At 67.1% G+C, this 12,505-nt stretch carries 15 protein-coding genes and 1 pseudogene; 10 read left to right on the top strand and 6 right to left on the bottom strand.

The window, feature by feature from the left end; translation table 11 throughout:
- The first annotated feature begins 17 nt into the window (after positions 1 to 17).
- Positions 18 to 1,676, top strand: coding sequence for a recombinase RecB (locus A5694_RS02840; RefSeq protein ID WP_234786491.1), 1,659 nt, complete (start codon positions 18 to 20; stop codon positions 1,674 to 1,676).
- A 6-nt stretch (positions 1,677 to 1,682) separates the two neighbouring features.
- On the opposite strand, the gene A5694_RS02835 is transcribed toward A5694_RS02840, so the two are convergent.
- A complete protein-coding gene (locus tag A5694_RS02835; protein WP_064920331.1) occupies positions 1,683 to 2,078 on the bottom strand; it encodes a hypothetical protein in 396 nt (131 codons plus the stop codon).
- A 125-nt stretch (positions 2,079 to 2,203) separates the two neighbouring features.
- Here A5694_RS02835 and A5694_RS02830 point away from each other — a divergent pair, with 125 nt between their 5' ends.
- The 6 genes from A5694_RS02830 to A5694_RS02805 all read left to right on the top strand — a co-directional run bounded on the left by A5694_RS02830 (position 2,204) and on the right by A5694_RS02805 (position 7,964).
- Positions 2,204 to 2,527 carry a DUF732 domain-containing protein gene (locus A5694_RS02830; protein ID WP_064920330.1) on the top strand — a complete coding sequence of 108 codons (324 nt, stop codon included), beginning with the start codon at positions 2,204 to 2,206 and terminating at the stop codon, positions 2,525 to 2,527.
- 52 nt (positions 2,528 to 2,579) lie between these two features.
- Positions 2,580 to 3,599: a DNA topoisomerase IB gene (locus A5694_RS02825; protein ID WP_064920329.1), complete on the top strand. Its 1,020-nt coding sequence runs from the start codon at positions 2,580 to 2,582 to the stop codon at positions 3,597 to 3,599.
- Positions 3,600 to 3,824: 225 nt separating this feature from the next.
- Positions 3,825 to 4,916, top strand: coding sequence for an amidohydrolase family protein (locus A5694_RS02820; RefSeq protein ID WP_165605180.1), 1,092 nt, complete (start codon positions 3,825 to 3,827; stop codon positions 4,914 to 4,916).
- A gap of 13 nt (positions 4,917 to 4,929) precedes the next feature.
- Positions 4,930 to 6,564 (top strand): NAD-dependent malic enzyme, encoded by a 1,635-nt coding sequence (locus tag A5694_RS02815; RefSeq protein WP_082952475.1) that lies wholly within the window; start codon positions 4,930 to 4,932, stop codon positions 6,562 to 6,564.
- Positions 6,565 to 6,618: 54 nt separating this feature from the next.
- Complete coding sequence (locus tag A5694_RS02810) at positions 6,619 to 7,299, top strand: hypothetical protein (RefSeq protein WP_064920327.1); 681 nt, start codon at positions 6,619 to 6,621, stop codon at positions 7,297 to 7,299.
- Positions 7,300 to 7,550: 251 nt separating this feature from the next.
- Entirely contained in the window at positions 7,551 to 7,964 is a 414-nt protein-coding gene (locus A5694_RS02805) for a DUF6319 family protein (protein ID WP_221740355.1), read from the top strand.
- Between the two features lie 3 nt (positions 7,965 to 7,967).
- On the opposite strand, the gene A5694_RS02800 is transcribed toward A5694_RS02805, so the two are convergent.
- Positions 7,968 to 8,594 (bottom strand): uracil-DNA glycosylase, encoded by a 627-nt coding sequence (locus A5694_RS02800; protein ID WP_234786490.1) that lies wholly within the window; start codon positions 8,592 to 8,594, stop codon positions 7,968 to 7,970.
- 78 nt (positions 8,595 to 8,672) lie between these two features.
- On the opposite strand from A5694_RS02800, the gene A5694_RS02795 reads away from it, so the two are divergent.
- Positions 8,673 to 9,173 carry a TspO/MBR family protein gene (locus tag A5694_RS02795; RefSeq protein WP_064920325.1) on the top strand — a complete coding sequence of 167 codons (501 nt, stop codon included), beginning with the start codon at positions 8,673 to 8,675 and terminating at the stop codon, positions 9,171 to 9,173.
- Between the two features lie 29 nt (positions 9,174 to 9,202).
- On the opposite strand, the gene A5694_RS02790 is transcribed toward A5694_RS02795, so the two are convergent.
- Positions 9,203 to 10,198, bottom strand: a complete 996-nt coding sequence (locus A5694_RS02790; RefSeq protein ID WP_207515907.1) for an oxygenase MpaB family protein — start codon at positions 10,196 to 10,198, stop codon at positions 9,203 to 9,205.
- Between the two features lie 91 nt (positions 10,199 to 10,289).
- On the opposite strand from A5694_RS02790, the gene A5694_RS23880 reads away from it, so the two are divergent.
- Both A5694_RS23880 and A5694_RS02785 read left to right on the top strand, forming a co-directional pair.
- Positions 10,290 to 10,466, top strand: coding sequence for a hypothetical protein (locus A5694_RS23880; RefSeq protein ID WP_165604350.1), 177 nt, complete (start codon positions 10,290 to 10,292; stop codon positions 10,464 to 10,466).
- Positions 10,467 to 10,544: 78 nt separating this feature from the next.
- Entirely contained in the window at positions 10,545 to 11,036 is a 492-nt protein-coding gene (locus A5694_RS02785; protein ID WP_234786489.1) for an LLM class flavin-dependent oxidoreductase, read from the top strand.
- Here the strand turns inward: A5694_RS02785 and A5694_RS02780 are convergent.
- The 3 genes and pseudogenes from A5694_RS02780 to A5694_RS02770 all read right to left on the bottom strand — a co-directional run.
- Positions 11,005 to 11,247: pseudogene (locus A5694_RS02780) on the bottom strand (AAA family ATPase); the annotation flags it as partial. The gene A5694_RS02785 and the pseudogene A5694_RS02780 sit on opposite strands and share 32 nt — an antisense overlap.
- 81 nt (positions 11,248 to 11,328) lie before the next feature.
- The gene (locus tag A5694_RS02775) at positions 11,329 to 12,099 is read right to left on the bottom strand and encodes an SDR family NAD(P)-dependent oxidoreductase (protein WP_064920323.1); all 771 of its coding nucleotides are present in this window, start codon (positions 12,097 to 12,099) and stop codon (positions 11,329 to 11,331) included.
- Positions 12,100 to 12,152: 53 nt separating this feature from the next.
- Positions 12,153 to 12,395 (bottom strand): DUF732 domain-containing protein, encoded by a 243-nt coding sequence (locus tag A5694_RS02770; RefSeq protein ID WP_064920322.1) that lies wholly within the window; start codon positions 12,393 to 12,395, stop codon positions 12,153 to 12,155.
- Between the last annotated feature and the right edge of the window lie 110 nt (positions 12,396 to 12,505).

Below are 12,505 nucleotides of genomic sequence, written 5' to 3'. Positions count from 1 at the left end.
TGGACGATACTGCGGGGGTGAAACTACCGGTCACGCTCGGCGGATATCACGCCAAGCAGTGCGCCCGCGTCACCCATAACCTGTTCACCCCCGGTATCGCGGAGCCGGCCGTGCCCTCGCCTGAGCTGGCGGCGTTGCGCGAGGCCGGCGTCGCCTTCGAGGCGGCGATCCTCGACCAGTTCCGAGACCACTACGGCGATTCGGAGCAGCTGGTGGTGCTCGACGCTGGCAGCGGCCGCACCGAGCAGCGGCGGCGCACCCTCGCGGCGATGGATGCCGGCGTGCAGGTGATCGTCGGCGCGGTCCTACCGGAGGTCAATGGCCGCGCCGGGTTGCCCGATGTGCTGATCCGGTACCACAACGGCTATCTGCCCGTCGACATCAAAAACCACCGCACCTTGAGCACCGCAAAACGCTCCGAGGTCGCGGTGTCGAGGCTCTCCGCGCCCGACGACCTGCTGACCTGTCCCGGCTACAGCGATCATGGGGCGCGCTGGCGTGACGATGTCATGCAGCTGGCGCATTACACCCGGATGCTGCAGGAGTTGGGATATCACCCCGGGGTGCATCTCGGCGGCATCATCGGCAGCTCCGACCTCGCCGGGCTCGTCGGCGACCAGCACGGCATCACCTGGTATGACTTGCAAGCCGAGGTCATCACCACCTATTCCGCCAGCGATCCCCGACACCGCAAGAAGCGCTCGGCCCTGCAGCGCTACGACCATGAGTTCGCCTTTCGCCTCGAAGTCGCGCGCGCCGCGGCGTCCGGACGGGAACTGGTGCGGCCCTACCGGATCGGCGAATGCGACTCCTGCCTGTGGTTCGACCACTGCGCGGCAGTGGCCGGCGACGATGACGCGTCCTTTGCCATCGAGACCGGCCATCTCAACGTCCGGGAGTGGCAGTACCTGTACCGGAACTGCGGCGACGGCATGACGTTGAGCGTCGCGCAGTTGGCCGAGGTCGATGCGGACGCTCACGTCGAGGCGTTTCGCATCCAGTCCGTGGGCACCCAGAAGCCTGCAGACCGGCTGGCGAACGTCGTCCGTCGCGCCCGAATGAGCTGCGCCCAGGCCGATTACGAGCGACGCGGGCCGAATCCGCCGGCTGTTCCCTCCGCTGACATCGAGGTCGACTTCGACATCGAGTGGGATAGCGACAACCGGATCTACCAGTGGGGGCTGCGCATTCGCGATGGCCAGGACGACACCACCGCCTACTACGACCCGGTGGTCTCATTCGATCCGCTCGATGACGACGGCGAAGCCGCGCTGGCAGACGAATTCGCCTCCCGCATACGCCGTTTGCGCGGCCGGGCCGAACGGGAGGGCAAAACTCTGCGGGTCTTCCACTGGCATCATCCCGAGACGTCGAGCACCCGCAGATTCACCGCCGTCGCAGACGCGCTCGACGGACTGACCTGCGACCTGCGCCAGTGGTTCGACGCGGAGTATTTCGCCCGCACCTCGTCATCGATCAAATGTGTTGCCGGATACTTCGGTTTCCAGTGGGAGGTCGATGATGCCGGCGGCCTGGCATCCCAGCTGGCGATTGACGTCGCACGCGGACACGGGCCGGACGCCGACCTCGCCCGGCAGTGGTGCCTGCGGTACAACGAGTGCGACGTCGCGGCGCAGGCCGCGATCCGCGACGGATTGCGCTCCGACGGCCGGTGAGCCGGTTCAGCCCTGCTGCTGCACCGACGGACAGATGTTGGCGTGGGCCGCGTCGACCACCTGACCGGCGGTCGGCTTGGGGATCTGGAGGTAGACCGAGACCTGCTCGACGATCAGGCTGGTCGGATGCTTCGAAAACTCCAGGCAGGCCGTCCGTCCGGCGGCCAGCCGTGGCGCTTCGCTGCCGGGCGGGAATTGCGGCCGGATGGCGTTGAGGTAGGCCATCTCCTTCGCATTCGGATAGGTCGACTGCTGGCCGGCGCACACCAGAATGTCCGGGCTGTTGCCGCAGTAATCGGGATCCCGGGGATTGAGCGGGTCGGCGTGAGCCGATGACGCGGCACCGATCAGCCCGGCCAGCACACTCGCGGCCAGGGTTGTCGCCAGGGCGGTTGATTTCACGTCCAGCGCCTTTCTGTTCTCGCCGGTGACGCTAGCAGCTGTCCGGCCTGCCCCGAAGGAACTTGCCGCCGCCGAACACCGACCGGCCAACCTGCGCCGGACAGACGCGACGTAACATCGCCGCTATGAGTTGGCTCGCCGGGTTCACCGCACCGCTGGCGGCCGCTGGCCTCGCGGCGGCGGCCGGGGCCGGCGCCCTGGTAGTCCCTGCGCCGGCTCACGCCGACGACGCCGGCTTTATGCGATACCTCGCCAGCCACGGCTACACCGCCCGTTACGCCGGAGACGAACCGATTCCGGAGCCCAGCGTGCGCGCGCTCGGGCACATGATCTGCGAGAACCTGCGCGTCGGCCGGGGCGTGGAAGTACAACAGCCGCATTATCCGGCGTGGCCGCAGTTCCTACTCATCGCGGAGGCCGCACAGCACGAGCTGTGCCCCGGCGCCTAGGGTTCCTGCTGCACGGTGTGTCGGCCGGGTGCGCTGCGGGTAATTCCGTGCCATGAGGCTGCGCAGAAGCACGATCGGGGTCGGCGGGTTTCGCCGGGTCGGTCGGGGCCGCGGCTTCTCCTACACCGATGGGCGCCGGGCGATCGACGACCCGCAGGTGCTCGCCCGGATCAAGGAGCTGGCCATTCCCCCGGCCTGGCGCAACGTGTGGATCTGCCCCTACCCCAACGGGCACATCCAGGCCGTGGGCACCGACGCCGCCGGGCGTCGCCAGTATCTGTACCACCCGCAATGGCAGGTCGAGCGGTCCGAGGAGAAATACGACCGGGTGCTGACCCTGGCCGCAATGCTGCCGCAGTGGCGCACCGATGTCGTGACCGACCTGCGCGGCCGCGGGCTGAAGCGCGACCGGGTACTGGCCGTTGCCCAGCAGCTGATCGACCGGGGTTATTTCCGGGCCGGCGGCGAGGAATACGCCCAGGAGAACGGCAGCTTTGGCCTGGCGACCCTGTTGCGTGACCACGTCCGGATCCGCAGCGGCTGCGTGGACTTCGACTATCCGGCGAAAAGCGGAGTGCGACGGACGGTTTCGGTGGACGACCCGCTGGTCGTCCGGGCGGTGCGCTCCCTGTTGCGGGCGCCGACCGACATCCCCCGGCTACTGGTGTACCGCACTCCCGAGGGCTGGTGCGAGGTGCGGGCCGACGATCTCAACGAGCGGTTCCGCCAGCTGACCGATGAACAGTTCAGCGTCAAAGACCTGCGGACCTGGCATGGCACCGTGCTGGCCGCCGAGAGCTTCGCCGCCGCCCGCGAGCCGACCTCGAAAACTGTCCGGCGCCGTGAAATCGCCGCAGTAATGCGTTGTGTCGCGGAGGAATTGGGAAACACACCGGCGGTGGCCCGCAGTTCCTACGTGGATCCTCGGGTGGTGGAAGCCTACGAGCAGGGCTTCACCATCCGCTCGGCGCTGAACCGGGCGAAGTCGCTGGGGATGACGGCCGCGCGCCAGCACGCGGCAGAGCGTGCGACGGCTCGGATGATCAGGCGCGTCGACCGGGCACGGCGCTGAGCCGTGCCGCCTCCCCTGCCCGCCGGCCATTACGATTGCCCGATGCGCCACGCCGGCGTACACATCTACCGCGGCAACATCGTGTTCACCCCAACGCCGCAGGACTTCGTTGCGCTCGCCCGCGGCTATGTCGTCGTCGACGGCGCCGGGGTCATCACCGAGTGCCTCGCAGATCTGCCGGACCGCTATTGCACCGTACCGGTCATCGACCACGGGGATCGGCTGGTGTTGCCCGGTTTCACCGATGCCCACCTGCATGCTTCGCAACTGCCGATCACCGGATTGCAGTGCAACACCGAGCTGATCGACTGGCTGCACACGCTGGCCCTGCCGCAGGAGGCCGCCTTGGTCGACGCAGCCTACGCCGACGCGGTCTACACCCGGTTCGCCGAGGACCTGCTGCGCAACGGGATCACCGGTTCGATCGTCATGGGAACGATCCATGCCGAGAGCACCGCGATTCTGGTCGACAAGCTGATTGCCGCCGGACTGAGATCCTGTGTGGCGAAAGTATCCCGGGACCAGAACGCACCTGCCGATGCATGCCAGGACACCGCCCGAGAGATCGCCGACGTCCGGCATTTTCTGACGCAGACGCTGGCCAGGTCGCCGTTGGTGACGCCGGCAGTCGGGCCCAGTACGGCCATGGTCTGCACCCGCAAGCTGATGAAGGGGCTGGCACAGCAGGCCGCCGAATTCGATATCCCGTGTCATACCCATCTGGCCGAGAACCGCGCCGAGGTCGAATCGACCTTGCAGCAGCACCCGGACTGCGTCGACTTCCTTGATACCTACCAGCGTGCCGGTTTGCTCGGCACCGCCAATGCCGTTGTGGCCCATGCAATTCATCTCAACGATCGCGAGAAGAGGGCGATCCGTAACACCGGCATGCTGGTCGCGCACTGTCCGCACTCGAATCTGAACCTACTCAGCGGTGTGATGCCGCTCGCGGAGTACCACGACATGGGCATCCGCGTCGGTCTCGGAAGTGACCTGTCGGCAGGGCACGCGCTCAACATGTTCGCCAACATGGTCGGCGCAATCCAATCCGGCGCAATGAGTTACCTGACCGGCCGGGCTTCCCGGCCGGTACCGCCCGCCGAGGCGTTCTATTGTGCGACCAAAGGCGGCGGCAGCTTCTTCGGCAAGACCGGGAGTTTCGAACCGGGATATGCGTTCGACGCGCTCGTCGTCGACGATTCGATGTGGACGCGGCACCAGCCGATGACGCTGCCGCAGCGCGTCGAAAAGCTCATCTACTGCGGCGATGATCGCAATATCGACCACGTCTACGTCGACGGCCGACGGTTGAGATGAGAGAGGTGAGGCGGTGACACATCAGCAACGCAGGGGGCAGGATCTGCTGTTCGATTCCTTGACCACCAAGGGCACCGCGTTCAGCCATGACGAGCGCTGCGAATACGGCTTGCTGGGCCTGCTGCCCGTCGCGGTGAAAACCATTGCCGAGCAAGCCGCTCACACCTACACCGAGTTCTCCACCCGCCGCGATGACCTGGACAAGCACATCTATCTGCGGGCGTTGCAGGACCGCAACGAGACGTTGTTCTACCGGCTGTTGAGTGAACACATCGAGGAGATGTTGCCGATCGTCTACACGCCGACGGTCGGTGAGGCCTGCCGACAGTTCAGCGAGATCTACCGGCGGCCGCGCGGGCTGTTTGTGTCGTATCCGGACCGGCAACGCTTGCGGGAGGTACTGCGTAATCGGCGTGAGCAGCAGGTGGACGTCATCGTTGTCACCGACGGGCAGCGCATTCTGGGCTTGGGCGACCAGGGTATCGGCGGCATGGGCATTCCGATCGGGAAGCTCTCGCTGTATACCCTGATCGGCGGGATCGCCCCGGCCCGCACCTTGCCGATCGTCCTCGACGTTGGAACCGACAACGTCGAGTTGCTCGCCGATCCGCAGTACCTGGGGTGGCGCCATCGGCGGATCAGTGACGAGGAGTATTACGCGTTCGTTGACGAGTTCGTCACCGTGGTGCAAGAGGAACTGCCTGACGTACTGCTGCAGTGGGAGGATTTCGCCACCGCCCATGCGCTGCCATTGTTGGAGCGGTACCGCGGCCGGTTGCTGACGTTCAACGACGACATCCAGGGCACCGCGGCTGTCACCCTCGGCGCGTTGCACGGCGCCGTCCGGGTCGCGGGGCGCCCGCTGGCGCAGCAGCAGGTGGTGATGTTCGGCGCCGGTTCAGCCGGCATCGGCGTGCTGGAGATGATCCGCCAACAGATGGTGGCCGAAGGACTCACCGAAACCGAAGCAGCCGAACGGCTTTGGGCGATCGATGCAGACGGGCTGTTGACCGACGACCGGACCGACCTGTCGGACAGCCAGCGCCGCTTCGCTCAACCCGCATCCCGGGTAAGGGGCCGGGGACTGGCCGATGTGGTGCGCCACGTCGATGTCGGCATCCTGCTGGGCCTGTCGACGGCGGCGGGCGCCTTCACCGAGGACATCGTTCGCCACCTGGCGGCCAAGACCGATCGTCCGATCATCTTCCCGTTGTCCAACCCCACCAGCCGGGCCGAAGCGCACCCCGCCGAACTCGACGCATGGACCGAAAGGCGGGCGCTGATCGCCACCGGTTCACCGTTCGCCCCACTGCACCGCGGCGGGCGGACCCGCCACATCGCGCAGTGCAACAACGTCTACATCTTCCCGGCCATCGGGTTGGCGGTGACCGCCGCCCGCGCGACCCGCGTCACCGACGCCATGATGCGGGCCGCGGCCACCACCCTCGGCGATGCCTCCCCGGCGCTGTCCGATGCCGACCAGCCGCTGTTGCCGGCGTTTCAGGAGCTGCCGGAGATCACCACTCGCATCGCGACCGCGGTGGCGGTTCAGGCGGTGCGCGACGGGGTCGCGCCGGAGGCCTCCGAGGAGCAGCTGGCGGCCGCGATCCAGCGCTCACGCTGGACCCCGGAGTATGCGACGCGCTAGCTGACCTGGTCACCGTCCTGCGATATCCGAGGTCAATTCACTACAGTTCTCCTGGTGGACCGAGGGAAGCTCGCCAGGCGCTGCGGTCGCGGCCTCGCCATCGTGGCGTCGCTGGCGGTCTCCGCCGCCCTCATCCAGGCGCAGAGCACCCACGTCCCGGCGCCGGCCCCCAGCCAGACGTCCGACGCGGCGGCGCCGCCCGCACCGCCGCCCGCGGCCGGCGGGATACGCATCGCCGACCCCGCCGAGGCGGCCGCGCTGGCCGCCAACGTGCCGATGCCGACCGAAGGCCAACAGTTCGCCTTCCCGCTGCCGCCCGGGGTGGCGCCGGAGAACGGACTGCAGGTCAAGACCATTTGGGCGGCCCGCACCATCGGGGTGCTGTTTCAGGAGATCAAGACCATCTACGGATACCGCCAGGATCCCCTGCACTGGCATCCCGACGGGCTGGCCATCGACGTGATGATCCCCGATTACCACAGCGAGGCCGGCATCCTGCTCGGCGATCAGATCGCCGGCTACGCCCTGGCCAACGCCAAGCGCTGGGGTGTCAACCATGTGATCTGGCGGCAGAAGATCTACCCCGGCGTCGGCGGCGGCACCTGGACGTCCGATTACGGCAACGAGACCGCCAACCACTACGACCACGTGCACATCGCCACCAACGGCGGCGGCTACCCGACCGGTCACGAGACCTACTTCGTCACGTCGATGACCCCGGCGCCGCCAGACTGAGTCGGTCGTCGGCGGCGGGCTGTCACGAAGTTCGACCATGGGGTGTTGTGCCCGGCTCTGAGCGACAGCTGCCGCGGCGGGCTGGCATCTGGCCGGGGTTGTCGCGGGCCTCCCCACCGCCTCCGTCCACGCGCGTGGCGCTGAGCGCCATCACGTCGAACGTGTGTTCTAATAGGTGCCCAGGCCCGCCCCGCTCGTCGCGGGCGCCGATGAAAGGAGTTCGCCGCAACATGACTGCTGGCCTTTCCACCATGGAAGTCCCTACCGCCGCCCCCGCCGGTCTCCCCGAGGCCCAGGTCGCCGATGACGCCCCGCCGCAAAGCCCGCCGGCGCCCGACGCTGAACCTGTCATCCAGGAGACGACAGCTCCGGCCAAGAAGAAGACAGCCGGCAAGAAGGCCAAGACGTTCGAGTTGACTCTGACCGTGACCGGCAGCGCCGACGGCGAATGGCGCGCCGAGATCAAGCAGGGCAGCAGCTATCTGGTTCGCAACGTCGCGGTCGCGGCCGCCGCCGTGTCGCGTGCCGCCAAGGAACTGCACGAGGAGCTGTTCACGCCGATCGAGGCGTTGATGAACGAGGCCCGCGCGCAACAGGCCGCCCGGGTCGCCGTTCTCGAAGCCGAGCTCGAAGCAGCGCGCAAAGCCCTCGCGGACTTGGACTGAGGACTAGGTCACCCCACCGCGAAACGCCGCGGTGTAGGCATCGGCGAGGCTGGTCACGTACTGGTCGGTCAGCTGCTCATCATGCTGGCGTTTGATCCAGGACGGGTGCTCGGTGAACAACAACGCCGGGCCTGGGCGATCGGCTGGCCCGAGGCCGAGCGGCTGACACGGGCGCTGCAGTTTCTGCGCCTGCCGGCCGTACAACCGCTCCAGCGCCACCTTGGCGTCTTGACCCAGCCCGATGACCACCCGCGGCTGCACGATCTTCAGCTCCAGGCTCAGATAGGGGCTGCAATTGCTGACCCAACTGTTCAGTGATTCGCGGTTCTGCGGTGGGTGGCAGTGGACGACGTTGGTGATGAACACATCCCGCTTGGCGATCCCGGCCTGCTTGAAGCTCTCGTCGAGCAGGGCCCCGGAGCCGCCGGTGAACGGGATCTGCGATTCCATGCACAGCTTGCCGCACAGACTCTGGCCGACCAGTGCCACCGGCGAGTCCACCGCCCCGTAGCCCGGGGCGGATTCCGTCTCGCCGGCGACGTTCAACCCCGGGCAGAGCCGGCATGCCTTGATCGTGGCGGCCAGCACGGCCATGTGTCTGCGTCGGTCGTCAACGGTGGGGGTGGTCACGCGGGCAGCCTATGGTGCAGGACCGACAGCTCGGGCGCATTCGGGTCGCACCATGGAGATCCGGTTTAGTGTGGCTCCATGGGGACGATCTCGCCGAAAACGCATCTACCGGGTACGCAGCACCTGGCCGCGTTCCTCGTCTCCCTTGTCGTGGTCATCATCGTCGCGGCCCTGGGAGGAATCGCCTCCGCCGACGCCGCAGCCGAGTACGGAAAGCTCGCCCAGCCCGGCTGGGCACCTCCGAGCTATCTCTTCGGGCCGGTATGGAGTGGCCTCTACCTGCTCATGGCCGTGGCGGCGTGGCTGGTCTGGCGGGAGGGCCCGCGGTGGACGAACCCCGCGATCATCGCCTACGGCCTCCAGCTGGCCCTGAACCTGCTGTGGTCTCCGCTGTTCTTCGGGCTCGGCTGGCGTGGCCCTGCCCTCGTCGACATCGTGCTGCTGGACGTCGCCGTGGCAGCCACCCTTGCGTTGTTCTGGAAGGTTCACCGCGCCGCAGCGGTCATGTTGCTGCCGTACTTCGCGTGGATCCTGTTCGCTACCGCACTGAACTACTCGGTGTGGTCGCTGAACAGCTGAAGCTGCGTCGGCGGGCGTCGGCCGCCGGTTCAGTCCACGGTCGGGCAGTAGAAGTGCGGGCTGTTGCGGTACTCGACCGGCGGCAGGTTGCGCGCCGGGGTCTGCACCAGAGGCGCATCGACCGGAAGCCGTCCCGAGGCGCGATCCAGCGCCGAACGCTTGCGGGGATGCATCAACGCCCGCTTGGGGCCGTACTTGGAGACAAGCGTGATCACCTTGCACAGATACCCGTGCCACCGCTCCTGGCGCGCAGACCAGGTATAGCCCATGAGTTCACGCACCGGCGGGTCATACAGGGCCACCGTCATGAACGTCAGGAAGCGCTGCATGACCTTCAGATTCAGCGCCCAGAGCCAGTCTGGAATCCATTCCAGTGAAGGGTGTTTGGGCATGGTCGACAGGTCCATGACCTCACGGGCCGCCCAGGTGTTCTCCAAGACGTTGCGGCACATGTGATCCCAGTACGCCTGGAAGTCTTCCCAGGTCTTGGGCACGGGGCGCATGCTCATGCCGTACATGCGGTACCACGTGATGTGCTCGTCGAAGAGTTGACGCTTGTCGGCCTCGCTCAGTCCGCCGGCGAATTTCTCGGCGGCCAACAGGGTGGACTTGAAGAACGTGGCGTGCGCCCAGTAGAAGACATCGGGGTTCAGCGCGCTGTAGCGGCGCCCCTGTTCGTCGACGCCGTTGAGCCCGATGTGGTAATCGCGGACTTCCGCGCCGGTCTGCGGCGCGCGGTAGCCGTCGAACACCACCCCACCGATCGGGTAGATCGACCGCATCAGCCGCGGGATGCGCTCCATGAAGAAGATCGAGTGATCTTTGACCGCGGCGCCCAGCTGCGGGTGCATGTTCTGCATCGAGCCCGCCCAAGTGCCCTGAAACAGGCCCGTCCATTGACCGAAGTATTTCCAGGTCAGCGAGTCGGGGCCAAGCGGAACCGGTGGCGCGTCATAGCCCCCGGAGCTCACCGGACAGCCCGAAGCCATCTCCGCGTCGCTGGCCGCCGGGCAGCTATCCGACATCTCTTGAGTCACGCGCGCCCACTCCCAGTCACCGTTGTGCGTTTCGGACAACATGCGTTGTCAATATGGGGTCAGCTTAGGAGCAGTCGGGGTGGGGCGTCAACGGCGGGGCGCGCGGTGCACGGGCCTCCCGCCCTACGGCATCCACCACGGACTGCTCGGCACCAACGGCAACGGAGCCAACGGCGCCGAAGGCGTCATCGACAACGGGTCACCGCTCCCGCCGCCGGCACCGCCCGGCGGTTGCGGCCGCGCGGTCCAGCCATGACATCAGCCTTGTCGAGCGTCGCCTAGTCTGCTTATATAACGCTACTTACCGTAGTGTAATTGCATTGGAAGGCACGTGATGAATCGCGCTGCACCGCAGGTCGCCCACCATTCGAGCGCGGGGAACGCCGACGTTCAATTGAACGAACTGGGCTACTACGCGGTGACCAGGCACCCCGCCGACGCTCGCGTGGTCCTGCCCGAAGCCCGGGCGGCGGAGGCGCTCGGCCTGGGCTCCTGTCACATCGGTGAACGCTTCACCGTTAAAGACCCGGCGGTTCTCAGTGGCGCCGTAGCGGGCTGCAGCTCCCGTTTGGGTATCGCCCCGTCGACCAATCACCACACCCGGCACCCCACCGTGACCGCGACCGTGGGATCGACCATGCACGCCCTGACCGAGGGCCGCTTCGCCATGGCGTTCGGCCGCGGCATGGCCGGGTATTGGCCGGCGATCGGGTTGCCGGTGGTGACCGCGGCGCGGCTGCGTGACTTCTTCGGGATCCTGCGCCGGCTCTGGGCGGGCGAGATGATCCTCAACCACGGGCATCCGCGTCGGTGTCCATGGCCATGAGCAGCTCAGATAGGCCACCGGAGTCGCCGCCGCGGCGGTCCCGGCACCACAAGTCCACATCTTCGAGGATCAGTAGCACCGAGCCGCCAATATGCTGCGCTTCTTCCACGACCGCGCTCAACAGTGCGGCGCCGGCGCGAGCCTCCGCGTAGATGACCGTGAAAGCTCCGACGAGCTCGTTGGCGATCACCGCCGAAACCGCTGACTTCCCCGCTGCCAAGTTCCAACGGTTCTGTGCCGCGTTCCGGTCGACGCGAGCGGCCCCTGCGGCATGCGACGAGCGGGCGGCCGATCAGTGTGCGACCAGGCCACCGTCAGCCAGCAGCACCTGACCGGTGATGAAACTGCCGGCATCCGAGGTCAACAGCAATGCCGGCCCCACCATCTCGTCGGCGCCGGCAAGGCGTCGCATCAGCGCTGCGTTCTCCATACCCGCGATGAACTCGGGCGGGTTGTTGCGCACCATCCGGGTATCGACCGCCCCGGGTGCCAGCGCGTTGACACGGATTCCGCGGTCGGCATAGGCGGCAGCCATCGACCTGGTGAATGAGACCAGGGCGGCCTTGGCCGCCGAATAGATCGAGATGTTCGGCGAGAACATGAAGGCTCCCGCAGACGCCACGTTGAGCACCGCGGCGTGTGTGCTGCGCTCCAGGTACGGCAACGCCTGCTGCACCAGAAACACCGGGCCGCGCAGGTTGACCGCCATCGACTTGTCGAACGCTGCGGCGGTCATTGCGCCGAGTTCTTGAGCCAGCGGGTTGGCGGCGTTGTTGACGACGATATCGATGCCACTGAAGCGAGCGGCCGTGGTCTCCACCAGGTTGGCGACACTGTCCAAATCGCCCAGGTGGGTGGCGACCCCGATAGCGGTGCCGCCCATCGCGGCCAGGCGATGAGCCGCCCGCTCGCACGCATCGGCGTCGCGGCTGGCGACCACGACGCTCGCACCCGCCAACACGTAGCCCTCGGCGATGGCCAACCCGATGCCCCGGGTGCCACCGGTGACGATCGCGACGCGGCCGGTCAGGTCGAACAGGCGGCGAAAAGCGCTGTCATCCATCGAGCGTGTTCCTTAATGTGCGGGCCGTAACTTCATCGGCGGTCGTTTCGACGTCAGAACCGCCACAGGTACTGCGGGCATTGTCCGGTGACGACGGAGCGAATGTAGACGCGTGCATCGGCGCTGGTGGCATCCGGGCCGAGTACCTGGCGTACGGTCACGGAGTTTTCGAGCCCCGCGGGCGTGTTCCCGGCGGCGAGTAGGCGGCAGATCGCGTCGCCGGCCGGATCGGCGTGCGCGGTCGGGCCGACGATGAACGCCGAGGCCGCAAGCACGGCGAGGGTCAATCGCTTCACCGCCGCACCGTACCGCCGCCGACTGACAGCCGGGTGGGTTCACCCTGGCCGGTTGCGTCAGATTCGCACTCGGTCGCATGCTGGACCAGCCGGTGGGGTCTGAGAGTAGA

The organism is Mycolicibacter sinensis, assembly GCF_001667945.1.
GTDB classification, from domain to species: domain Bacteria; phylum Actinomycetota; class Actinomycetes; order Mycobacteriales; family Mycobacteriaceae; genus Mycobacterium; species Mycobacterium sinense_B.
This window is presented reverse-complemented; position numbering and strand designations above follow the sequence as displayed.